Here is a 22,175-nt window from a genome sequence, read left to right on the forward strand (position 1 = left end):
TCGCGTCTCCCGCACGGCTCGGCACCGGGTGGAGCGAGCGGGATCTCGTCATCCGTCGTTCCCGTCGCGTCAACCCGCCAGCCTAGTGGTGGTCACCTGCGATTTCCGGCGAATCGGGGACGCCTTGGCGTGCCCGGGCAGGTCACGCGGCCGGCGGGCCGCCGGGGAGTTCGACCGTGGCGAGCGTGCCGCCGCCCGGCGCGTTCTCGATCCCGACCCGTCCCCCGGCGTCGCGCACGGCCTGCGCCACGATCGACAGGCCGAGGCCCGAGCCGGGCAGGCTGCGTGCCGACGGCGAGCGCCAGAACCGCTCGAAGACGTGCGGCAGCTCGTCCTCGGGGATGCCGGGGCCCTCGTCGCGGACGGTCAGCACGCCGCCCTTCAGCCGCACGGTCACCAGGCCCCCTGGCGGGCTGAACTTCACGGCGTTGTCGAGCACGTTCACCGCGGCCCGCTGCAGCCCCCGGGCGTCCCCGTGGACCTGCCACGGTTCCAGGTCGACGTCGAAGCGCAGCCCGGGGCCGCGCCGCCTGGCCCGCTCGACCGCCGACGCCACCACCTCGTGCAGGTCGATGTCGGACGAGAGCTCGCCGCTTTCCGCCTTCCTCGACAGCTCCAGCAGGTCGCCGATGAGGCTCGACATCTCCTCGAACTGTTCCTTGACGTTCGCCAGCAGCCGCCGCTTGGCCGATGGCTCGATGGCGCGGCCGGTGTTCTCGCTGCGCAGCAGCAGGTCGATGTTGGTGCGCAGGCTCGTCAGCGGGGTGCGCAGCTCGTGTCCCGCGTCGGCCACGAGCCGCCGCTGGCGCTCCTGGGAGCTGGACAGCGCCGCGGTCATCGTGTTGAACGACCGGCTGAGGCGGGCGATCTCGTCCTCCCCCGCCACCGGGATGGTCACGCTCAGGTCCTCCGTCCTCGCCACGTGCTCGACCGCGCGGGTGAGCCGCTCCACCGGGCGCAGCGCCGTACGGGCCAGCCAGAGACCGGCCACGGCGGCGCCGAGCACGCCGAGCACGCAGACGGAGCCGAAGACGAGGGCGAGGATGCGGAGCGTCTGGTCCATCTCGGCGGTGGAGCGGAACACGCTGACCGTCACCGGGCCCTGCGGCAGAGGCGGCTCCGGGAACTGCACGGCGTCGCCCGGCGGGCCGCCCAGACGCGGCTCATACCTGAAGGTGTAGACGAGCACGGAGGTGCCGTCGGTGGTGACCGCGTCGCGCAGCACGGGCGTGCCGCCGGAGACGGCGATCATCCGCTCCCGCGCGGTCGGCGTCACCTGCGCCGATCCGGACGCGACGCACACCGAGCCGTCCGGCAGGACGACCTGCCAGCTGCGCCCGGAGGGGTCCCAGTCGGGCCGCGGGTGGCCCTCCTTGCGTCCCTGGCCGGCGCAGTCGCGCAGCGCGAAGCCGACCTGTTGCGCCGGCGGCTGCAGGTGCGTGATCGAGCCGGCGATCTGGCCGCGCATCTCGCCGCGGACGAGCAGCCAGCACACGGCCGCCGCCACCGCGACGGCGAGGGCGACCGCCGCCGCGATCAGCAGGGTGAGCCGGGACCGGAGCGAGCGCCGTCTCACGGCGACGGCCGCAGCACATAGCCCACGCCGCGCACGGTGTGGATCAGGCGGGGCAGCCCGCCGGCCTCGGTCTTGCGCCGCAGGTACATCACGTACACGTCGAGCGAGTTCGACGACGGCTCGAAGTCGAAGCCCCACACCTCGCGCAGGATCTGCTCGCGGGTGAGCACCTGACGGGGGTGGGTGAGGAACAGTTCGAGCAGCAGGTGCTCGGTGCGGGTGAGGTCGAGCCTGCGGCCGGCCCGGGTGACCTCCCAGCTCACGGTGTCCATGCGCAGGTCGCCGAAGGCGAGGACGTCGCCGTCGCTCTCGTTCTGCCCGTACTGTCCGCCGCGCCGCAGCAGCGCCCGCACCCGGGCGAGCAGCTCGTCGAGTTCGAACGGCTTGACCAGGTAGTCGTCGGCCCCGGCGTCCAGGCCGGAGACGCGGTCGCCGACGGCGTCGCGCGCGGTCAGCATGAGGACCGGCAGCCGGTTGCCGGACGCGCGGAGCCGCCGGCAGGCCGTCAGCCCGTCGAGCCGGGGCATCATGACGTCGAGGAGGACCGCGTCGTACGATCCCCCGTCCTGTGCGGCGCGGTCGAGGAGGCCGAGCGCGGTCAGCCCGTCGGCGGCGGTCTCGACCGCGTAGCCCTCGAACTCCAGGCTGCTGCGCAACGCCTCCCTGAGGGCGGGCTCGTCGTCCACTACCAGCAGCTTTGCCGATTCCTCACGCACCGGCACAAGCTACCCGAGCGTCATGAAGGTTCCGTTAATACCGCCATCGCGGCGTTGTGGCCGGGGATGCCGCTGACGCCGCCGCCGCGCCGGGCGCCCGCGCCGCACAGCAGCACCCGCTCGTGCGCCGTCTCGACGCCCCACTCAGCAGGGCGAGCCCCGTGGCCGCCCTCCTCGCCGTACGGCCAGGACAGGTCGTGGTGGAAGATGTGGCCGCCGGGCAGCCCCGCGTCCCGCTCCAGGTCGAGCGGGGTCTTGACCTCCAGGCAGGGCTCGCCCGAGGGCGCGCGCAGCAGGCAGTCCTCGATGGGCTCTGCGAGCACGGAGTCGATCGACGCGAGCGTGCGGGCCAGCGCCTCCCGCTTGGCCCCCGGGTCGGCGAACAGGCGCGCCGGCATGTGCAGGCCGAACAGCGTCATCGTGTGCGCCCCCGCCTCCCGCAGCTCCGGGCCGAGGATCGAGGGGTCGGTGAGCGAGTGGCAGTAGACCTCGGCGGGCGGCAGGTCCGGCACCTTGCCCGCGGCGGCCTGCGCGTACGCCGCGGCGAGCTGGTCGCGGCTCTCGTTGATGTGGAAGGTGCCGCTGAACGCCTCGGCGGGGTCCACCGCGGGGTCCCGCAGACGGGGCAGCCGCGACAGCACCATGTTGATCTTGAGCTGGGCGCCCTCGGGCCGCTCGGGCGTCTCCCCGAGCAGCCGGGCGAGCACGGCGGGCGGCAGGTTGGCCAGCACCTTCCCCGCGGTCACCGCGTGCTCCGCGCCGTCGTCGAACGTGACCTCTCCCGTGCCCGGGTCGACGGCCAGCACCTCGGCGCCGGTGCGGATCTCGGCGCCGTGCCGCCGGGCGACCTCGGCGAGCTCGGTGGTCACCGCGCCCATGCCGCCGACAGGCACGTTCCAGTCGCCCGTGCCGTCGCCGATGACGTGGTAGAGGAAGCACCGGTTGGCCAGCAGGTCGGTGGCCGGATCGGCGAAGGTGCCGATCAGGGCGTCGGTGAGGACGACCCCGCGCACCGTGTCGTCGGCGAACCGCTCGTCCACCACCTCGCCGACGGGCCGTTCGAACAGGTCGCGCCACGCCTCGTCGTCCCCCACGACCTCCCGCAGGGCCGCACGGCCGCGCAGCGGTTCGAGCAGCGTCGGCGCGACCCGCCGGGCCACGTGGGCGGTCATCCCGTAGAACCGCTCCCAGGCCGCCAGGTCGCGCAGTCCCCCGGTCACGGCCTCGAAGGAGGCGGCGGTGCGCGCGGCGTCCTCGTTGTCCACGAGCAGGCCGGTGTCGCCGGCCGGGGTGTAGGAGGCGAAGCGGCGGCGGCGCAGGTTGAGGCGCAGCCCGAGATCCTTCACGATCTTCGTGGGCAGCAGGCTGACCAGGTAGGAGTAGCGCGACAGCCGCGCGTCCACGCCGGGGAACGCGCGGGCCGACACGGCGAGGCCGCCCACGTGGCCGAGGCGTTCCAGGACCAGCACGCTGCGCCCGGCCCTGGCGAGGTAGGCCGCGGCGACGAGGCCGTTGTGCCCGGCGCCGGCGATGACGACGTCGTAGTGCGAGCGTGGCATGGAGCGTTCTCCCGGGTCGTACGTGACTCGATTGCGCAGGTGTGCGGGCCGGATGCGGGTCGCGGCGGCGGACGTGGGAGGGTCTCGGAGGGGGTGACGGCAGGAACGGCAGCGGGTGGGCCTGGGCGGACGCCCGCAACTTATCGCAAGATCCCCCGCAAGACCCGGGCAGAATATGCCGAAGCGGACAATCTTCCGTCAACGAAAGAACCCCAAGCGGGAAGCAGGAGAGACATGCGCGTTTCCGATGAGGTCGCCGAGGCGCTGGCCACCGGCCGTCCGGTCGTCGCCCTGGAGTCCACCATCATCTCCCACGGGCTTCCCCAGCCCCGCAACCTCCAGGTCGCCCTCGAACTGGAGGACATCGTCCGGCAGGCGGGGGCCGTGCCGGCGACGGTGGCGGTGCTGGACGGCGTCCCCCGGGTGGGCCTGGACAAGGACGGGCTGGAGCGGATCGCGACCGAGCCGGGGCTGCGCAAGCTGGGCTTCCGCGACCTCGCCCCGGCCGCCGCGCTCGGGCTGAGCGGCGCCACGACCGTGTCGGGGACCTCGTTCCTGGCCGCCCGCGCCGGCGTGCGGGTGTTCGCCACCGGGGGTCTCGGCGGCGTCCATCGCGGCTGGACCACGGTGCAGGACGAGTCGGCCGACATCGACACCCTCAGCCGCACCAGGATCACCGTCGTGTGCGCCGGGGTGAAGTCGATCCTCGACGTGCCCGCGACGCTCCAGCGGCTGGAGACCAAGCAGGTCACCGTCGTCGGCTACCGGACCGACGAGTTCCCCGGCTTCTACCTGCACAGCTCGGGCGAGCCGGTCGACTGGCGCATCGAGACGCCGCAGGAGGCGGCCGGGGTCATGCGGGCACAGGACGCGCTCGGCGGGCTGGACACGGCGCTGATCGTGGCCAACCCGGTTCCGGCCGACCTCCAGCTCGACCCTGACCTGCACGACCGGGTGCTCGCGGAGGGCCTGCGCGCCGCCGAGGAGCGCGGGGTCACCGGGCAGGCCATCACCCCGTTCCTGCTGGAATACCTGGTCGAGGGCACGGGTGGCGCGTCGCTGGAGGCCAACCTCGCGGCCGTACGCGGCAACACCCGCCTGGCCGGGCAGATCGCGGCCGCCTGGGCGGCCGGGTGAGCGGTCTGCTGGTGATCGGCGACGTGGTCACCGACGTCGTCGCGCTGCACGACGGCCCCGCGGCCACCGGCACCGACACGCCCGCCGACATCGCATTGCGCCCGGGCGGCTCGGGGGCGAACACCGCCTCCTGGGCCGCCCGGCTCGGCGCCGACACCCGCCTGCTCGCGCGGGCGGGCTACGACACCGGCGAGTGGCACGCGGCCCAGCTGACCAGGGCCGGGGTCCGGCCGCACCTGCGGATCGACCCGGAACGGCCCTCGGCCGTCGTGATCGCGATGGTCGACTCCACCGGAGAGCGGTCCATGCTCACCAACCGCGGGGCGAGCGCCCATATCGGGGTCGGCGACTGGACGCCCGACCTGCTCGACGGGGTCGGGCATCTGCACCTGTCGGCGTACACGATGTTCGCCGAGCCGGGCCTGGAGCTCGCGCGGCTCGCCATGCGCGAGGCCACCGGGCGCGGGATCCCCGTCAGCGTCGATCCGGCCTCCTGCGGGCCGCTGCGCGCCTTCGGCCGCGAGCGGTTCCTTGAGGAGACCGCCCCGGCGAGCGTCGTGATCCCCAACCTGGAGGAGGCGCTGTTGCTCGCGGACGCCGCGGATCCCGAGGCGGCGGCCGGCACGCTCAGCGCCCACTACGGCACGGCGGTGGTCAAGCTGGGGGCCGGCGGTGCGCTGCTGGCCCGCGATGGCCGTATAGTCGCCAGAGCGGCCGCGCCCCCGGCGGAGGCGGTCGACTCGACGGGCGCGGGAGACGCGTTCGCCGCGGGGTTCCTGGTCGCCTCGATGGCCGGGAGCACACCCGAGGAAGCCCTGCGCAAGGGGTGTGAGACGGGCGCGGCGGCGGTCGCGCAGGTCGGCGCCCGGCCGGATCCTGGGAACTTTACCCTATTGACACCAATTGCTGGTTTGCGGCGTAAGCTGCACCATTAGCAACATGCGTCACTCTCGGGAGGGTGCGGTCATACCGATGGACGCCGAGTCAACGATCTGCCTGAGCGACCTGGTCCCGGCCCTGCGCTGGAGCCGTCCTCAGCAGGTGGCCGAGCTGCTGGCCGACCCGCGCCTGCCCGGCGGCTGGTGGGCATCCGTCGGGATCGGCCGCGCGATGCGGGCGACCGGCGTTGACTGGCTCTGCGAGCGGCTCGCCCGCCTGGCCGTCGGCCGCTGGGACCACCTGCCCCTCACCGACCTGCTCCCGGCGCTCCAGGTGCACACGGTGGACCCGGCCATGCCCGGCTGGCCCGATCCCGTACGCACGGTGGTCAACCACCTCGGCGGGTGGTACCGGCTGCGCCGCCTGACGCCGTGCGATCTCCAGGCCCCGGCCGCCCCCGCCTCGCCCGAGGTCCTCCTGACCACGGTGTTCCGGGAGGTCTTCGGGCGCCTGGAGAGCGAGCTGGCGGCGGGCCGGTCCGCAGAGGCGCTCGCGGGGGGCGAGGCCGCGCCCCAGGCGCAGGCCCAGGTCCCGGTCCAGGCGCGGCAGACCCAGGCGCCCGCCGGTCCCCCCTCCGGACCCCTCCCGCAGGCCGCGCCGGGGACGACGTCGCAGCCGTTCCCGCAGGCCGCCGCCCCGGGAACCACCTCTCAGCCCTTCCCCCAGGCCACGCCCGGGACGACCTCGCAGCCGTTCCCGCAGGCCGCCGCCCCGGGAACCACCTCTCAGCCCTTCCCCCAGGCCACGCCCGGGGCCACCTCGCAGCCGTTCGCCCGGCCGGCCGCGCCGGTGCCCGGGCAGGCCGCCCAGACACCTGCACAGACGCCTGCACAGCCGCCCGCGCAGCAGGGACACGGGCCTGCACACCAGGGGCAGGCACCCGCCCGGCCGGGGCAGGGCGCGCCGCCGCCCGCACAGGCGCCCGCCGCCCCGTCACCCGCCGCTGAGCCGGTCAAGCCCGCCACCCAGCCCTTCGCCCGGCAGTCCGGGGCCTCGCTCCCGCAGCCCGCGGCCGCCCCCGCCCAGCCCGCCGCCGAGGCGGCGCGGGAGCGGCAGCCCGCCGACCTCAGCGCGCACCCGATGGTCGCGGTCATCGAGGGCCTGTTCCGCGGCTGGGACCCGCTCGCCAGGGCCGTCGCCGCCGAGCGGCTGTTCGCCGCCGAGCCGGTGAGCCTGCGCACGCTGGCGCACAACCTCAACGTGGACCGCGAACTGCTCTCCCAGGCGCAGCGCACGGCCGAGGAGCGGGTGCTGCTGTGGCTGCGCTCCCCCGACTCCGCGCCGCTCACCGGCCACCTGTTCGGGCTCACCGAGTGGCTGGGCGCCGCGGCCACCCAGGAGCAGCTCATCGCGGCGGACCCGTCCCATCCCATCGAGGTCCCGGCCCTCGGCACGCCGCTGTGGCGGGTGCTGGTGACGCTGATGCCCGACCGCCGTCTGCAGGACGGCTGGCTCGTGGTCGGCGACCTGGCGGGCCTGCGGGACAAGACCCGCCAGCTGCTGGCGAACAAGCCCGCGGACGCCGACGTCGTGGAGCTGCTCGGCCAGCTCGGCATCCGGGCCCACTCCGCCAAGGCGTGGCTGGACTCCATGCCGCAGGCCAGCTCCCCGACCGAGCCCGGCACCCTGCCCACCCGGCACGGCCCCGACCATACGGCGAAGCCCGCGCCGCTGCCCCGGCGTACGCCCGGCGCGAACGGGCATCACCACGGCCGCGGCGGGGTCCCGATCCCCTCGCAGGCCAACAACGGGCCCGACGCCGCCACCGCGCTCGCCGCGCTCAACGCGCTCACGAACGGCAACCTGAACGGGAACGCGAACGGCGCCCTGAGCGGGACCCCGGGCGGCACCCTGAACGGGACCCTGGCGGGGGGCGTGCCCCGGCCGCATCTGGTGCCGAACCCCCGCCCGACCTCCAGCCCGGCCTCAGACCCGCGCCGCTGGCAGCGGATCGACGTCACCAGCGGCCATCTGCGCGGCGAGCCGGTGGCGGTCCCCGAGGGGTACGCCGCCCAGCTCGGCATGCGCCCGGGGACGCTGCTGTCGGTCACCGGCCCGGGAGACAACGCCGTCGTGCTGGTGTGGCGCGACCGGCAGCCGGTGTTCGACTCGCTCCAGCCGGTTCTGATGCGGCTGAACGCGCGGCCCGGCGACTCGGTCTACGTGACCGTGGACGGCTACCGCCTGGACGCCCAGCTCACGTCTTCGGTCTGATCGTCCCCGGCCGCGCGTCGCGTACGGCGCGACGCGCGGAATTTCTCCGGAAGGGTCGGGTCATGCTCGCTGCCCCGGCGCGACGGTGAGCGTGCAGCCGGCACCGGCAGCGGACTCGTGTCTAGGGTCTGAGCATCTTGCGGTAGTAGGTGGCCGACACCTCGTAGCCGAGGGCGCCGTAGAACTCGGCGGCCCGCCGGGTCGCCAGCGCGACGTAGCCGGCCTGCCGCGAGCGCGCCCACGTCTCGAACTCCTCCAGCAGCCGCCGCCCGATCCCGTGACGGCGGTAGCCGCTCTCGATCATCGCCTCCTCCACCCACGCGACCCTGCCGTTGGCGAACAGCGTGAGGTGGGTGAAGCCGAGCAGGTAGCCGCGTACGGTCCCCTCGACCGTGGCGACGATGAGGAAGGCGTCCTCGTTCTCCAGGAGTTGCGGCAGCGCCGCGTCGAACGGCGCGCGCTCGGGCCGGAACGTCACCGCGAACTCGCGGGCGAGTGCGAAGATCTCGTCCGCGTCGGTCTTCTCGGCCCTCCGGAGATGGAGATCACCAGACGTCATGAAAGGGACTCTAGGAGTACCCGGGCACATACGTCCAATCCAAGCCCACCCGTCGAGATCGTCCATCGCAGAGCGGCCGGGGAGAAGCAGGCGGGAAGGCCTTTCAGGCGGAGGTGACGGCGAAGGACCGCCGGGCGTGCCGCACGAACTCGCGTACGGCCGGGCCCTGACCGCCGCGCCACACCAGGGCGAGCAGGGCGGGCGTCTCGACGTCCTCGATGGTGAGCGCGGTGAGCCGGTCGCGGTGGGCCGCGGCCATCGACTCGCTGAGGACGGCGACGCCGAGCCCCCGGGCCGCGAGGTCGGCGACGGCGTCGGCCGCCCCGGCCTGCAGTGCGATCACCGGCTGGAGGCCCCGGGCCGCGCAGGCCCGGTCGAACACCGTGCGCAGGCCGGTGCCGTACGGCATGCAGACGATCGGGTGCGAGCCGAGGTCGCGCAGGGTGACGCCGTCCCGGCCCGCGAGGGGATGGTCCACGGGGACGGCGGCGACGAGCCGCTCGCTGATGACGGTCAGCGTCTCCAGGCCGTCCGGGGCGGCGGCGAACCCGGCGAGGGCCAGGTCGAGGGCGCCGGAGCGCACCCCTTCGGCGAGCCGGTCGGAGTTGTCCTCCAGGAGTGCGATCTCCACCCCCGGGTGGGCCCGGTGAAACGCGGCGAGGGCGGCGAACAGCGGTGTGACGGTGCAGCCGACGACCATTCCGACGGTGAGCCGGCCCCGGATGAGGCCGGTGACCTCGCCCACCGCCTGTCCCAGCGCCCCGGCCGCGGCGAGCGCGGCGCGGGCGTGGTCGAGCGCGGCCTTCCCCGCGACGGTCAGCGTGACGCTCCGCGCGGACCGGTCGAACAGCTCGGCCCCGAGTTCGCGTTCGAGCTGCCGGATCTGGGCGCTGACGCCCGACTGGCTGATGTGCACCCGCTCGGCGGCGCGGGTGAAGTTGCGCTCCTCGGCGACCGCGACGAAATACTCCAGCTGACGCAGTTCCATAACTGCTGATTCTAGTTTCCATCCGATCCATCTGTTGGACTTCTGGCAGGCGGATCGGCAGGCTGGAGGCCGTACGAGAGATCGGGAGGAACCCATGACGGAGTACGAGAAGGCCATGCGGCCGGAGGACATCACCCGCCTGTTCGTCGAGCGGTCCAACGCCGGGGACGCCACGGGGGTGGCGGCGCTGTACGAGGAGAACGCCGTGCTCGCCTACCCGCCGGGCAGCGTGACGGTCGGCCGGGAGGCGATCCGCGCCCTGTGGGAGAAGGTGCTGGCGAACCGTCCCCGTTTCCAGCCCGAGGAACCGCTGCCGACCCTGGTCAACGGCGACATCGCGCTGACCTCGACCCCGCCGAAGGACGGCGCCGGCGCCCGGGCCCAGGTCGTACGGCGCCAGCCCGACGGAAGCTGGCTGCGGGCGCTCGACCAGCCGGAGTTCCGGCCGCCCGTCCGCTGATCCGGTCAGGGGTGAGCCGCCGGGGCGACGGCGGGGGCGCGGTCCGCCTCGGGGGGCGGAGCTGCGCCCTCGTCGTCCACGAACGTGGCCTCGTCGAAGGGCGCCCGGCCGGCCAGCACCTCCTCGGCCCGCGAGCGGTCGAAGTCGCCCACCCAGGTGCCGATCAGGACGGTGGCGACCGCGTTCCCCGCGAAGTTGGTCAGCGCCCGGGCCTCCGACATGAACCGGTCGATGCCCACGATCAGGCCGACGCCGTCCACGAGGGCCGGCCGGTGCGACTGCAGGCCCGCCGCCAGTGTGGCGAGGCCGGCGCCGGTGACGCCCGCCGCCCCCTTGGACGCGATGATCATGAAGACCAGCAGGCCGACCTGCTCCCCCGCGGACAGCGGGAGACCGGTCGCCCGCGCCACGAACAGCGTCGCCATGGTCAGGTAGATCGCGGTGCCGTCGAGGTTGAAGGAGTAGCCGGTCGGCACCGTGATGCCGGCGACGGTGCGGCTCACCCCCAGGTGCTCCATCTTGGCGATCAGGCGCGGCAGCGCCGACTCGGAGGAGGAGGTGGACAGAATGAGCAGGAACTCCCGGCCGAGGTAGCGCAGCAGCGACAGCAGGTTGATCCGCGCGCCGAGCCACAGCACCGCGCCGAGCACGACCCCCACGAACAGCAGGCACGTCAGGTAGAACCCGCCCATCAGCACGGCCAGGCTGCGCAGCGCGTCGAACCCGCCCGCGCCGACCACGGCGGCCATCGCGCCGAACGCGCCGACCGGGGCCGCCCACATGATCATCGCCAGGACGCGGAAGACGAGCCGCTGCAGGTGGCCGAGCCCTCGCAGGATGGGCGCGGCCCGCTCCCCCATCGCCTGCAGCGCGAAGCCGGTCAGCAGCGCGACCAGCAGGGTCTGCAGCACCTGGCCCTCGGTGAACGCCGAGACGAACGTCGCCGGGATGATGCCGAGCAGGAACGACGTCGCGTCGCTCTCGCCACCCTTGGCCGCCTGCTCCTCGGCGGCCTTGCGCAGCTCGTCGGTCAGCTGGAGCCCCTCGCCGGGGTGCAGGACGTTGCCCACGAGCAGGCCGACGGCCAGCGCCACCGTGGACATGACCAGGAAGTAGCCGATGGCCAGCCCGCCCACCTTGCCGACCTTCGCGGCCTGGGCCACCGATCCGACGCCGAGCACGATCGTGCAGAAGATGATCGGGCTGATCATCATCTTGATCAGGGCGACGAAGGCCGTGCCCAGCGGCTTCAGCGCGACCCCGGCGTCCGGCGCCGCCAGCCCGACGGCGATTCCGAGGAGGACCGCGGCGATCACCGCCAGGTACAGATAATGGGTCCGGTCCCGGGGCGCCCGGTCACCCGCGTGGTTCGGTGTGGTCGTCACGCGACCCTCCTCGTCCTCGTGCGGCCCGCGACGACGCGGGCGGAGATGCGATCTGGTCGGTGACTATGCGCCGCGGTAGTGACCTGGGTCACTATTGCGTACATTTCGTTCACGGCGGTTTTCACCGGCCCGCGGCCGTGGATCCGCGCAGACCCGCACGTGGAGCGAGGACGCTGAGGCCGTGACGACGATGACCGCCAGGCTCGGGCGCTGGAGCCTTGCCCGGCAGGTGCTCGTGCTGCAGATCCTGGTCGTCGGGATCACCGTGGCCGGCGCCACCCTGCTGGGCTTCCTCCGGACGCGCGAGTTGCTCGGCGACGAGGCCGCGAGGACGACCAGGGCGGTGGCGATCAGCGTGGCCGACGCGCCCACCGTGCTCGACGCGCTGGACGACCCCGACCCCTCGGCGGTGCTCCAGCCGTACGCGGAGCGGGTGCGCGCGGAGGCCGGGCTGGACTTCATCACGATCATGAGCAGGGAGGGCCGCAGGTACACGCATCCCAACCCCCGGCAGATCGGCGGGCGCTTCCTCGGCACCACCGCGCCGGCGCTCGCCGGGCACACGTTCACCGAGACCTACACCGGCACGCTGGGCCCGTCCGTACGGGCCGTCACCCCCGTGCGGGACGCCACCGGCCGGGTGCGAGCACTGGTCAGCGCCGGCATCACGGTGGCGAAGATCAGCGCCGAGGTGCGCCGGCAGATCGGCTCGGCCGTCCTCACCGGCCTGCTCGGCCTGGCGGCGGGCATCGCCGGCGCCTACCTCGTGGGCGCCCGCCTGCGCCGCCAGACCCACGGGCTGGGCCCGGCGGAGCTGAGCCGCATGTACGAGTACCACAACGCGATCCTGCACGCGGTGCGCGAGGGGCTGCTGCTCGTCGACCGGGACGGCCGGCTGACCCTCGCCAACGACGGCGCCCGCGAGCTGCTCGGCCTGCCCGGGGACGCGGAGGGATGGCACGTGGACGACCTGGGCCTGTCGCCCTCGCTGGCCGCGATGCTCGGCTCCGGGGAGAGCCGGTCCGACGAGATCCACCTGACCGGGGAGCGTGTGCTGGTGGCGAGCGCCGCCGTGGTCCGCTCCGGCGCGCGCTCGCTCGGCACGGTGGTCACGCTCCGCGACCACACCGAGCTGCAGGCCCTCACCGGGCAGCTCGACGCCGAACGCGGCTTCGCCGAGTCGCTCCGCTCGGCCGCCCACGAGGCGGCCAACCGGCTGCACACGGTCGTCGCGCTCGTGGAGCTGGGCCGCGCCGACCAGGCGGTGGAGTTCGCCACCGCGGAGCTGCGGGCGGCCCAGCGGCTCACCGACCGCGTGGTGGGCGCGGTCCGCGAACCCGTCCTCGCGGCGCTGCTGCTCGGCAAGAGCGCGGCGGCCGCCGAGCGCGGGGTCGACCTCGTGATCAGCCCCGACAGCGAGCTCGACGACGTCGCACTCGACGCCCGCGACCTCGTGACCATCGTCGGCAACCTGATCGACAACGCGATCGACGCCGCCGTCCAGGGCGCGCCGCCCGCCCGGGTGCGCATCCACCTGCGCGCCGAGGGCGGCACGTTCCTGATCCGGGTCGCCGACAGCGGTCCCGGGCTGGACCCCGGTGTCGTACGGGACGTGTTCCGGCGCGGGTGGTCCACCAAGGGGGACGGCCGGGGGCTCGGCCTCGCGATCGCGGGGCAGGCTGCCCGGCGCCTGGGCGGCGGCATCGAGGCGGACGCCGGCGGCCAGAGCTCCGGTGATCAGGGGGCGATCTTCACCGTACGGCTCCCGCTGCCGGACGGCCCGGACGGCCCGGGCCGGGCGCCGGCGGACGTTCCCGGCGGCGGCCCGGCGCGCGAGGAGGTGCGGCCGTGATCTCGGTCCTGATCGTGGAGGACGAGGAGCTCACCGCCGAGGCGAACCGCCTGTACGTCGAGCGGGTGCCGGGCTTCCGGGTCGCCGGCGTGGCCAGGTCCGGCGGCGAGGCCGTCCGCGCGCTGCGCCGCGAACCGGTGGATCTCGTGCTTCTCGACTTCTACCTGCCGGACATGCACGGGCTGGACGTCTGCCGGGCCCTGCGGGCGGCGGGAGTCCCGTCCGACGTCATGGCCGTCACCTCGGCGCGGGACCTGGCGGTGGTCAGGTCGGCCGTCTCCGCCGGGGTCGTGCAGTATCTGCTGAAGCCCTTCACCTTCGCCCTGCTACAGGAGAAGCTCGAGCGGTACGCGGCGTTCCGGTCGTCGATCAGCGGACCGGGCGAGGTCAGCGGCCAGGGCGAGGTGGACCGGGCGCTGTCCACCCTGCGCGGGACCGCCCGCCCCCACCTGCCGAAGGGGATGACGGCCGACACCCTGGAGGCCGTGGCGGGCGCGCTGCGGGACGCCGCCGACGGCATGTCGGCCCAAGCCGTGGGCGCGGCCGTGGGCGTGTCGCGGGTGACGGCCCGGCGCTACCTGGAGCACCTCGTCGACACCGGCGTCGCGCGCCGGGTCCCGCAGTACGGCGGCCCCGGCCGCCCGGAGCTCCGCTACACCATCGCCTGACCGCGGCGACGTCCAGCCCCGGCCCGCCGGCGTCGCGTGGAGCCGGCACGGCTCGGCTACGACGCCACGCCCCGCTGCACCTCGCCGTCCTGCCGCCCCGAGACGTGCCCTGGCGGTTTTCGTTATCCGCCACAGCCCTTATTCGGCATCACGGGGGGCCGCGGCCGGCCGGGAAATAGACATGCCACTCCAAGCACCGTGAATTGAATCACATCCCCATCAGGGGGGCTTATTCGACTTGCGCCGTAGCGGCACGGTTTAATAGGCGGGTACCCGCCCGTACGGCGATCAGCGGCCGGCAGGCATTCGGGCGGCGGAAACGAGGGGAGGAAGGGGAGGTAGACGACAGGCGGCCATATATGCCTGGCACCGGACTCGGCTCGACCGGTCGGCGCCCACGCACCGGCCGAGGGCGAGTCGCCTGGTCCAGCCACCGAGCGAACACCGATGCCCGATTTGTTCACCGCGAGCACATCAGACGGCACGGACCGATTTGGTGAATAGGAGTCTGCCGTAATGACCAGTTTATATGCCGAGGACATCACGGAAACCGTGTACGACGACGGCGTCAGCGAAGTCTGCAACACCCTGCTTGCCGCACTTCCGCGCGCCGATCACCGGGAACTCGGCCAGTTATACGTTCGCGGCCTGCTTCAAGCGCCGGGCCGGAAAACCATTCGCAATATCGCGGGCGCGGCGTCGTTGCCGGAGAGCTCGGCCGGCGAGCAGCGGCTGCACCACTTCATCAGCAAGTCGACGTGGGATTGGCGCCCGGTGCGCGCGGCGCTGACGCGATACCTGCACGACGCCGGAGCCGATTGGGCGTGGGTCGTGCAGCCGCGGATCGTGGAGAAGTCCGGAAAGCACTCCGTCGGCGTGCGCAACGGCGTCGTGCCGTGCCTGGGCCGGACCGTGAACCATCAGCACGTCCTCGCGATATGGCTCGTCGGCCCGGACCTGGCCTGCCCGGTGAACTGGCGGCTCGTCCTGCCCCGGCAGTGGCTCACCGACGACGGGCGCCGGCGGAAGGTCGGCATCCCCGACAACGTCGACTGCCTCAGCCCCACCGACTGCGCGATCAGCCTCGTCTCCGACACCGCCGCGACCATGGGCCGCCTGCGCAGGCCCGTCGTCATGGACGCCCGCGACGCCGACACCGCCGCCATGATCCCGGCCTTCGCCGGCCGTCAGGTTCCCTACATGCTGCGGCTGCGCGGCGGCACCCCGGTGGTCGCGAACGACCCCGCGGTCGCCCGCTACGGCAACCAGCCGATGCCGGCCCAGCGGCTCGCCGAGCTGGCCAAGGGACTGCGGCGACCGGCCGGCGACGACGGCGGGCGCCTCGTGCTACGCCTGCAGGTGACGCCGACTCTCAACCAGAGAACCGACGGCGGGCAGCCGCGGCAGGCCCGGCACGCGATGATCGCCGAGTGGGAGAGCGCCACGAGCACCTCGCCGCACGTGTGGCTCACGAACATGAGCGACGCCGGCACCGACGCGCTGCTGCGGCTGTGCCGGCTGCCCCAGCGGGTGGACCACTCGTTCGCGGCCGTGTCGACCCGTGTAGGGGCGCTCGACTTCGAGGGCCGGACGTTCCAGGGCTGGCACCACCACAAGACGCTGGTGTCGCTGGCGCACGCCATCGTCGAGCTGTCCCTGGACGGCGAGGCGCTGCCTCCGCCACAGGAACCGGCCCCGATCTGCCGCGCCGCCGTGGCGTGACACGCGAGAACGGTGGGCATCCGGTGTGGATGCCCACCGTCCTCACCCGCCACCGCGGCTCAACACGCGAGAACGGTGGGCGCCCGGCGTGGGCGCCCACCGTCCTCACCCGCGGCCACGGCTATCCCCTGGGCGGAGCCAGCACCGCGGCGACCGACCTGATCAGGGAGCCTGCGCGCTTGTCGTCCGGCCCCAGCGCGATCAGTCTGTTCATCACGTACGACACGCCGGCCCGGGCCCGCGGCCATGCCTGGTTCGCCGAGCCGCCGCCGCCGTCGTGGCCGAACGCGATTCCGTCCGGTCCCGGCCTGGCCTCCGTCCGCAGCCGGTAACCGCCCCCGCCGTACACCATCGGCACGCCGATCAACTGGTCCGTCCGGCGCACGTACGGCAGGCGCGCGTCGTCGAGCAGCCGCCGGGACAGCAGCAGCGGTGTGTCGTCGGGGTCGCGGACGGCGTCGAGGGCGAGCATGCCGTACAGCCGGGCGAACGACCGCGCCGTCCCCACCACGTTGATCGCCGGGATGAGGCTGGTCAGTCGCCTTGGGTCGGCCCAGATCCCCTCGTCGGGCGGGAACGGCATGGGGTTCTGCCACACCCGCCGGGTGAGCGGGTCCTCGCTGGTGAAGAACCCGGTGAACTGCGCGAGGAAGCCCTTGCCGTACTCGGTGCGGGCCACCCGGTGCAGGTCGGCGGGGCGCGCGCCGAAGTGGACGTCCAAGCCGTGCGGACCGGCGATCTCGTCCGCGAAGAACTTGTCCAGGGGGCGTCCGTCGACCCGCCGGACGATCTCCGCGACGATCCACCCCTGCGTGAACGGCCCGTACATGATGCCGTCGGCCCGCGGATCGGATTCCTGCTCCTGCTCTGCGATGAGCTTCGCCATCAGCTCCGGATCGTGGACATCGTCCTGCGTGACCGGCCGGCGCAGCCCAGGCAGCCTGGCCGTGAAGGTGAGCACCTCCCGCACGGTGACGGCCGCCTTGCCGGCCTGGGCGAACTCCGGCCAGTAGCGCGCGACGGGCTGATCGAGCTCGACCTCACCCCGGTCGGCCAGCAGCATCAGCGCGGTGACGACGATGCCCTTGCTACCCGAGAAGATCAGCTGCAGCGTGTCCCGCTCCCACGGCCGTCCCGTGGGCGCGTCGGCCAGGCCGCCCCACAGGTCCACGACGAGCTCGCCGTCGCGGACGACCGCGAACGCGGCGCCGAGATCGTCGCGCTCCCGCAGGTTGCGGGAGAACTCCTCGCGGACCGCCTCGTAGCCGGGGGCGACGTGACCGTGGATCAGCGGTTCCACCACGGTGGTCATCGCTTCAGATTCCCTCGGCCAGCGTGGCCAGTTCCGCGTCGCCGAGCCGGACGTCCCGGGCGGCGACGTTCTCCTCCAGATGCGCGACGGAGGTCGTGCCGGGGATGGGCGTGACGACCGGCGAGCGGTGGAGCAGCCAGGCGAGCGCGACCTGGGCGGGGGTGGCCCCGATCTCCTTGGCGACACGCGCCACCGGCCCTCCGTCCCTCTTCGCGTGCTCGCCGACGGCGATCGGGAAGAACGGCATGAACGCGATGCCGGCGCTCTCGCAGTGGTCGACGACCGCCTCGTGGTGGCGCGAGGTGAGGTTGTAGAGGTTCTGCACCGCGGCGATCGGCGCGATGGTGGACGCCTCCTCGATCTGCGCCACGTCGACCTCCGAGAGGCCGATCGCGCGGATCTTGCCCTCCTCCTGCAGCTGCTTGAGCGCGCCGACCTGGTCCGCAAGCGGCACCGCCGGGTCGACGCGGTGCAGCATGAAGACGTCGATGTGGTCGAGGCGCAGCCGGCGCAGGCTGAGCTCCGCCTGCTGGCGCAGGTACTCGGGCCGGCCCAGCGGAATCCACTCCTCCAGCGAGGGGCCGGGCCGGCAGACGCCCGCCTTCGTGACGATGACGAGGTCGTCGCGGTAGGGGTGCAGGGCCTCGGCGATCAGCTCTTCGTTGGCGCCGAGCCCATAGGCGTCGGCCGTGTCGATCAGGTTGACGCCGAGCTCGACGGCGCGGCGCAGCACGGCGACGGCGCCGGCTCTGTCGGAAGGCCCGGCCCAGATGTCGCCGTCGGCGAGGCGCATGGCGCCGAACCCAATCCGGTTCACGGTGAACGTGCCGGCGATGTCGAACGTGGCAGGGTGCAGATCGGTCATGTCGTCACCAGTCCTGGATGTCTGTCGGGCGGAACAGTGCCCGGGCCTGATGGATGGTTGGTCGTGCTCATGGTCGGCGGCGTGGCGGAACGGCGGCAACCCCCGCCCGGCACTTCGTCACTCCGGCCCGACTTTGTCAGTTCGCCGTGACAAAGTCCGGCCGATCTGACAAGCCGCGGCACCGGCGCCTGCGGCGACGCTCGCGCCCTGCCAAGAATGGGTCCCGCCTTGGCCGCGACACCTGCCCACAGGGAGGAGGAACAAATGCCTGCGACAACCGTGACATCGGGGCTCATCGCGACGAGCAGCCGCGTCGACGGCTGGAAGGTCCAGGCGACCAAGGACGTGACCTACGAAATCCGCGTCCGCGACGACGTCCTCGACGTCAACAACACCGATCTGCTGGACATCGGCGACACGACCGGTCAGGTCCGGCGGTTCGTCGTGGTCGACGCCAACGTGGCGCAGATCTACGGCGACCGGATCACGAAGTACTTCCGGCATCACGGCGTCGAGCACGAACTGTACGTCTGCCCGGCGGACGAGACCGTCAAGCACTTCGAGACGGTCTTCGACATCGTGGCCGCGATCGACGCCTTCGGGATCGACCGGCGCCGTGAGCCGATCATCGCCATCGGCGGCGGGGTGCTGACCGACATGGTCGGGCTCGCCGCGAACCTGTACCGCAGGGGCACCCCGGTGGTGCGCGTCCCCACGACGCTCATCGGTCTCGTCGACGCCGGCGTCGGCGTGAAGACCGGCGTCAACTTCAACGGCCACAAGAACCGGCTCGGCACGTACTTCGAGTCGACCTTGACACTGCTGGACCGGACGTTCCTGGCCACACTGGACCGCCGGCACATCGCCAACGGCCTGGCCGAGATCCTGAAGATCGGCCTGATCAAGGACGCCCGGCTGTTCGAGTTGCTGCGGGTGCACGGCCCCAGACTGCTGGAGGAGAAGTTCCAGGGCGTCGACCGTTCCGTCAGCCGCGCCGGTGAGGAGACGCTGCAACGCGCGATCCACGGCATGCTCGAGGAGCTCCAGCCGAACCTGTGGGAGACGAAGCTCGAACGGGTGGTCGACTACGGCCACACCTTCAGCCCCACGATCGAGATGCACGCCCTGCCCAAGCTGCTGCACGGCGAGGCGGTCTGCGTCGACATGGCGCTGACGACGGTCCTGGCGAGGCGGCGCGGCCTCGTCGGCGACGACGAGTGCCGGCGGATCCTCGCCGTCATGCGCTCCTTGGATCTGCCGACGTGGGACGCGCACCTGGAGCCGGGCCTGCTGGTGAAGGCGCTCGAGGACACCGTCCGGCACCGCGACGGCCGGCAGCGGCTGCCGCTGCCGGTCGGCATCGGCGACGCGGTGTTCGTCAACGACGTGACCGCGGCCGAGCTGGCCGCGGCCCTCGAGGAGCTGCGCGGGAGCACCGATGGCTGACCGTCCCGCGCTGCTGACCGCCGACGTGCGGCGGCCCGCGGACATCTACGGCGTGCACGGCGCCGCCGGCCTGACCCATTGGAAGTGCCTGGCGAGCCGCAGGGACCTCGCCGGCGACTGGGAGGCCGTGGAGTGGGCGAGCATCCCTCCCGGCGGCCTGAGCGGCGAGCACCGCCACACCCGCACCGAGGAGCTGTACCTCGTCCTCGCCGGAGAGGGCGAGTTCATCGCCAACGGCACCGTCTACCCGGCGTACCCGGGGCGGCTCCTGCTCACCGGCGTCGGCTCGGTGCACGGGCTGCGCAACGCCGGCGACAGCGACCTCGACTGGCTGGTCATCGAGATGCCGACGCCGCCTGTCGCGGCGCGGTTGCGCGGCGCGCCGTTCACCGCGCCGCGGCCGGGAGGGAAGGACGACATGAGGATCGGGCTCTACGACCTGCGAGAGACGGGCGCGGTCGACCCCGGCTCGGTGTTCACCGGGCCGATGCGCACGATCGAACTGCTGACGCTGCGCCCCGGCGACGGCCGCCGGCTGCGGTCCGGCGACGCCGAGCACACCGTGTTCGTGCTGTCGGGCAGCGGCCGGGCGATCTCCGGCGAGGTGGCCGTCACGCTCACGCCCGGCACGTCGGTCACGCTGCCGCTGCACGCCGAGGCGGACTTCTCGGCCGGCCCCGACGGGCTCGAGTTGTTCCACGCCGAGATCGCCGTCCCGCCGGAGGTCGTACCGTGATCGTCCAGCACGCGACCGGCGGCGGCCCGGCGGGCGGGCCGCGGTGGCGCTGCCTGGCACGGCGAGGCATGTTGCACAGCGAGTGCGAGGCCGTCGACCTGCTCGACGTGCCGCCGGGCGAGGCCGTCACGCACCGGGGCAGCGACGGCGTCGACGAGGCGTTCTACGTCGTCTCGGGGTCCGGCGCGCTGATCGCGGAGGGCCGGTCTCATGCGCTGGCCCCCGCCTCGGCGGCGCTCGTGCCGCACGACACGACCGCCACGCTGTCGGCCGGCGGCGAAGGGCTGCGGCTGCTGGCGATCCGGGTGCTGCCGCACGCCACGAGCGCGGACCTGCCGCTCCGAGTGCCGGAGCTGCCACCCGCCGAAAGGACCGCGATCCACTCACACCACCTCCAGGACATCGACACCATAAAGATCGAACAAGGAGCGTCATAATGCTCACCCGGCGCCATTTCCTCGGCGGCACCGGAGCGGTGCTGGGGGCGGCGGGCCTGGGCCTCGCCACGGCACGGGCCACTTCCGCCGCCCCGATCGGCACCCCCCTCGTCACGGTGACGCCCGGCGACCCCCGGTACGGCGACCTCATCACCCCGTTCAACCAGCGGTGGGTGGGCCACCCGGAGCTGGTGCGCCTGCCCACCACCACCGAGCAGGTGGTCCAGGCCGTGCAGGAAGCCGTCTCGGCGGGCAAGCGGGTCTCCGTCCGCGGCGGCGGTCACGGCTACGAGGACTTCGTCTACAACAGCGAGGTCCAGGTCGTCATCGACATGAACCTCATGAACACCGTCTCCTACGACCCGGGCCGGCGCGCCTTCGCGGTCGAGGCGGGCGCGACCCTGTCGGACGTCTACGAGACCCTGTACCAGGGGTGGGGCGTCACCGTACCCGGCGGCGTCTGCGCGAACGTCGGCGTCGGCGGCCACGTCAGCGGCGGCGGGTACGGCATGCTCTCGCGCAGGCTCGGCCTCGTCGTGGACCACCTGTACGGCGTGGAGCTCGTGCACGTCGACCCCTCGGGACGGGCCAGGGCGGTCGTCGCGACCCGCGAGGCGAGCGACCCCAACCGCGACCTGTGGTGGGCGCACGCGGGCGGCGGCGGCGGCAACTTCGGCGTCATCACCCGCTACTTCTTCCGGAGCCCCGACGCGACCGGCGCGGACCCCGCCACACTGCTGCCCCGCCCGCCGGCCGAGGTGCTCGTGACCAACGCGTCGTGGTCGTGGGACGCCGTCACCGAGGAGGGCTTCGCGCGGCTGCTGCGCGCCTACGGGCAGTGGCACGAGACGAACCAGGACCCGGCCTCGCCGTACGCGGGGCTCTGCTGCTGGCTGTTCCTGCCGCACCGCTCGGGCGGCTCCATCAGCCTGCTGCTGCAGATGGACGCCACACCCGCGAACGCCGGCGACCTGGTCGAGCGGTTCCTCGCGCTGCTCGACGACGCCCTGGGCGCCAGGAACGAACACACGACGATGCGCCTGCCGTGGCTCAAGGCGACCCGGCACATGGGCACGTCGAGCGAGTTGCAGAACAGTCCGACGTTCCGTGGCGAGCACAAGTCGGCGTATATGCGGCGCGGCTTCCCCGACCGGCAGATCGCCGCGATCTGGCGGCACCTGAACCGCACCGACTACTCCAACGGCTACGGCATGCTCGTGGCGACGTCGTACGGCGGGCGGGTCAACACCGTCGGCCCCGCCGAGACGGCCGTCGCGCAGCGCGGGGCGATACTCAAGCTGCTCTACCAGACGTACTGGAAGGACCCCGCCGACGACGCGAAGAACGTCGCGTGGCTGCGCGAGTTCTACCGCGACGTCTACGCCGACACCGGCGGCGTGCCCGTCCCCAACGACGTCACCGACGGCTGCTACGTCAACTATCCCGACAGCGACATCGGCGACCCCGCGTGGAACACGTCCGGAACGCCCTGGTACGAGCTGTACTACAAGGGCAACTACGCCAGGCTGCAGCGGGTCAAGGCGGCGTGGGACCCGAACAACGTGTTCCGCCACCGCCAGTCGATCCGGCTGCCGGGAGCGTGA

Annotated in this window: 19 protein-coding genes; 11 read left to right on the top strand and 8 right to left on the bottom strand. The window is 73.1% G+C overall.

The window, feature by feature from the left end; genetic code table 11:
* Positions 1-142: 142 nt before the first annotated feature.
* The 3 genes from ABZ860_RS23460 to ABZ860_RS23470 are packed head-to-tail and all read right to left on the bottom strand — an operon-like array spanning position 143 to position 3,851.
* Positions 143-1,576 carry a HAMP domain-containing sensor histidine kinase gene (locus tag ABZ860_RS23460; RefSeq protein WP_357223647.1) on the bottom strand — a complete coding sequence of 478 codons (1,434 nt, stop codon included), beginning with the start codon at positions 1,574-1,576 and terminating at the stop codon, positions 143-145.
* Positions 1,573-2,292 (bottom strand): response regulator transcription factor, encoded by a 720-nt coding sequence (locus ABZ860_RS23465; protein WP_357223650.1) that lies wholly within the window; start codon positions 2,290-2,292, stop codon positions 1,573-1,575. Before ABZ860_RS23465 ends, ABZ860_RS23460 begins: the two co-directional genes overlap by 4 nt.
* A 20-nt stretch (positions 2,293-2,312) precedes the next feature.
* Positions 2,313-3,851 (bottom strand): NAD(P)/FAD-dependent oxidoreductase, encoded by a 1,539-nt coding sequence (locus ABZ860_RS23470; RefSeq protein ID WP_357223653.1) that lies wholly within the window; start codon positions 3,849-3,851, stop codon positions 2,313-2,315.
* A 234-nt stretch (positions 3,852-4,085) separates the two neighbouring features.
* Between ABZ860_RS23470 and ABZ860_RS23475 the strand changes: the two genes are divergently transcribed.
* From ABZ860_RS23475 to ABZ860_RS23485, 3 genes are read left to right on the top strand one after another with little or no spacing between them, the layout of a single operon-like run.
* On the top strand, positions 4,086-4,988 hold the full coding sequence (locus tag ABZ860_RS23475) for a pseudouridine-5'-phosphate glycosidase (protein ID WP_357223656.1): 903 nt from the start codon (positions 4,086-4,088) through the stop codon (positions 4,986-4,988).
* Positions 4,985-5,923, top strand: coding sequence for a PfkB family carbohydrate kinase (locus ABZ860_RS23480; protein ID WP_357223659.1), 939 nt, complete (start codon positions 4,985-4,987; stop codon positions 5,921-5,923). Before ABZ860_RS23475 ends, ABZ860_RS23480 begins: the two co-directional genes overlap by 4 nt.
* A 37-nt stretch (positions 5,924-5,960) precedes the next feature.
* Positions 5,961-8,141 carry a hypothetical protein gene (locus tag ABZ860_RS23485; protein ID WP_357223662.1) on the top strand — a complete coding sequence of 727 codons (2,181 nt, stop codon included), beginning with the start codon at positions 5,961-5,963 and terminating at the stop codon, positions 8,139-8,141.
* 121 nt (positions 8,142-8,262) lie between these two features.
* Here the strand turns inward: ABZ860_RS23485 and ABZ860_RS23490 are convergent, their stop codons facing one another.
* A complete protein-coding gene (locus ABZ860_RS23490) occupies positions 8,263-8,700 on the bottom strand; it encodes a GNAT family N-acetyltransferase (RefSeq protein ID WP_357223664.1) in 438 nt (145 codons plus the stop codon).
* A gap of 103 nt (positions 8,701-8,803) precedes the next feature.
* On the bottom strand, positions 8,804-9,688 hold the full coding sequence (locus tag ABZ860_RS23495; protein WP_357223668.1) for a LysR substrate-binding domain-containing protein: 885 nt from the start codon (positions 9,686-9,688) through the stop codon (positions 8,804-8,806).
* A gap of 94 nt (positions 9,689-9,782) precedes the next feature.
* On the opposite strand from ABZ860_RS23495, the gene ABZ860_RS23500 reads away from it, so the two are divergent.
* The gene (locus ABZ860_RS23500) at positions 9,783-10,148 is read left to right on the top strand and encodes a nuclear transport factor 2 family protein (RefSeq protein ID WP_357223670.1); all 366 of its coding nucleotides are present in this window, start codon (positions 9,783-9,785) and stop codon (positions 10,146-10,148) included.
* Positions 10,149-10,153: 5 nt separating this feature from the next.
* On the opposite strand, the gene ABZ860_RS23505 is transcribed toward ABZ860_RS23500, so the two are convergent.
* Complete coding sequence (locus ABZ860_RS23505) at positions 10,154-11,533, bottom strand: cation:dicarboxylase symporter family transporter (protein ID WP_357223673.1); 1,380 nt, start codon at positions 11,531-11,533, stop codon at positions 10,154-10,156.
* 190 nt (positions 11,534-11,723) lie between these two features.
* Between ABZ860_RS23505 and ABZ860_RS23510 the strand changes: the two genes are divergently transcribed.
* The 3 genes from ABZ860_RS23510 to ABZ860_RS23520 all read left to right on the top strand — a co-directional run bounded on the left by ABZ860_RS23510 (position 11,724) and on the right by ABZ860_RS23520 (position 15,775).
* Positions 11,724-13,385, top strand: a complete 1,662-nt coding sequence (locus ABZ860_RS23510; RefSeq protein WP_357224093.1) for a sensor histidine kinase — start codon at positions 11,724-11,726, stop codon at positions 13,383-13,385.
* Complete coding sequence (locus tag ABZ860_RS23515) at positions 13,382-14,053, top strand: response regulator (RefSeq protein ID WP_357223676.1); 672 nt, start codon at positions 13,382-13,384, stop codon at positions 14,051-14,053. Before ABZ860_RS23510 ends, ABZ860_RS23515 begins: the two co-directional genes overlap by 4 nt.
* A gap of 516 nt (positions 14,054-14,569) precedes the next feature.
* Positions 14,570-15,775 (top strand): transposase, encoded by a 1,206-nt coding sequence (locus ABZ860_RS23520; protein ID WP_357223679.1) that lies wholly within the window; start codon positions 14,570-14,572, stop codon positions 15,773-15,775.
* A gap of 121 nt (positions 15,776-15,896) precedes the next feature.
* On the opposite strand, the gene ABZ860_RS23525 is transcribed toward ABZ860_RS23520, so the two are convergent.
* Both ABZ860_RS23525 and ABZ860_RS23530 read right to left on the bottom strand, forming a co-directional pair.
* A complete protein-coding gene (locus tag ABZ860_RS23525; protein WP_357223682.1) occupies positions 15,897-17,087 on the bottom strand; it encodes a serine hydrolase domain-containing protein in 1,191 nt (396 codons plus the stop codon).
* A 4-nt stretch (positions 17,088-17,091) separates the two neighbouring features.
* Complete coding sequence (locus ABZ860_RS23530; RefSeq protein WP_357223685.1) at positions 17,092-17,952, bottom strand: aldo/keto reductase; 861 nt, start codon at positions 17,950-17,952, stop codon at positions 17,092-17,094.
* Positions 17,953-18,216: 264 nt separating this feature from the next.
* Here ABZ860_RS23530 and ABZ860_RS23535 point away from each other — a divergent pair, with 264 nt between their 5' ends.
* The 4 genes from ABZ860_RS23535 to ABZ860_RS23550 are packed head-to-tail and all read left to right on the top strand — an operon-like array spanning position 18,217 to position 22,175.
* Entirely contained in the window at positions 18,217-19,398 is a 1,182-nt protein-coding gene (locus ABZ860_RS23535) for a sedoheptulose 7-phosphate cyclase (RefSeq protein WP_357223688.1), read from the top strand.
* Positions 19,391-20,134: a cupin domain-containing protein gene (locus ABZ860_RS23540; protein WP_357223691.1), complete on the top strand. Its 744-nt coding sequence runs from the start codon at positions 19,391-19,393 to the stop codon at positions 20,132-20,134. The genes ABZ860_RS23535 and ABZ860_RS23540 overlap by 8 nt, the downstream gene beginning before the upstream one ends.
* Positions 20,131-20,571, top strand: a complete 441-nt coding sequence (locus tag ABZ860_RS23545; RefSeq protein WP_357223694.1) for a hypothetical protein — start codon at positions 20,131-20,133, stop codon at positions 20,569-20,571. The genes ABZ860_RS23540 and ABZ860_RS23545 overlap by 4 nt, the downstream gene beginning before the upstream one ends.
* A complete protein-coding gene (locus ABZ860_RS23550; RefSeq protein ID WP_357223697.1) occupies positions 20,571-22,175 on the top strand; it encodes an FAD-binding oxidoreductase in 1,605 nt (534 codons plus the stop codon). The genes ABZ860_RS23545 and ABZ860_RS23550 overlap by 1 nt, the downstream gene beginning before the upstream one ends.

Source organism: Microbispora sp. NPDC046973, assembly GCF_040644495.1.
GTDB lineage: Bacteria > Actinomycetota > Actinomycetes > Streptosporangiales > Streptosporangiaceae > Microbispora.

Excerpts from the sequence above, each read along its gene's own strand:
- ABZ860_RS23490 (WP_357223664.1), bottom strand. The coding sequence starts at position 8,700 with ATGACGTCTGGTGATCTCCATCTCCGGAGGGCCGAGAAGACCGACGCG.
- ABZ860_RS23485 (WP_357223662.1), top strand. The coding sequence starts at position 5,961 with ATGGACGCCGAGTCAACGATCTGCCTGAGCGACCTGGTCCCGGCCCTG.
- ABZ860_RS23535 (WP_357223688.1), top strand. The coding sequence starts at position 18,217 with ATGCCTGCGACAACCGTGACATCGGGGCTCATCGCGACGAGCAGCCGC.
- ABZ860_RS23540 (WP_357223691.1), top strand. The coding sequence starts at position 19,391 with ATGGCTGACCGTCCCGCGCTGCTGACCGCCGACGTGCGGCGGCCCGCG.
- ABZ860_RS23525 (WP_357223682.1), bottom strand. The coding sequence starts at position 17,087 with ATGACCACCGTGGTGGAACCGCTGATCCACGGTCACGTCGCCCCCGGC.
- ABZ860_RS23530 (WP_357223685.1), bottom strand. The coding sequence starts at position 17,952 with ATGACCGATCTGCACCCTGCCACGTTCGACATCGCCGGCACGTTCACC.
- ABZ860_RS23510 (WP_357224093.1), top strand. The coding sequence starts at position 11,724 with ATGACCGCCAGGCTCGGGCGCTGGAGCCTTGCCCGGCAGGTGCTCGTG.
- ABZ860_RS23520 (WP_357223679.1), top strand. The coding sequence starts at position 14,570 with ATGACCAGTTTATATGCCGAGGACATCACGGAAACCGTGTACGACGAC.
- ABZ860_RS23550 (WP_357223697.1), top strand. The coding sequence starts at position 20,571 with ATGCTCACCCGGCGCCATTTCCTCGGCGGCACCGGAGCGGTGCTGGGG.
- ABZ860_RS23500 (WP_357223670.1), top strand. The coding sequence starts at position 9,783 with ATGACGGAGTACGAGAAGGCCATGCGGCCGGAGGACATCACCCGCCTG.
- ABZ860_RS23475 (WP_357223656.1), top strand. The coding sequence starts at position 4,086 with ATGCGCGTTTCCGATGAGGTCGCCGAGGCGCTGGCCACCGGCCGTCCG.
- ABZ860_RS23495 (WP_357223668.1), bottom strand. The coding sequence starts at position 9,688 with ATGGAACTGCGTCAGCTGGAGTATTTCGTCGCGGTCGCCGAGGAGCGC.
- ABZ860_RS23470 (WP_357223653.1), bottom strand. The coding sequence starts at position 3,851 with ATGCCACGCTCGCACTACGACGTCGTCATCGCCGGCGCCGGGCACAAC.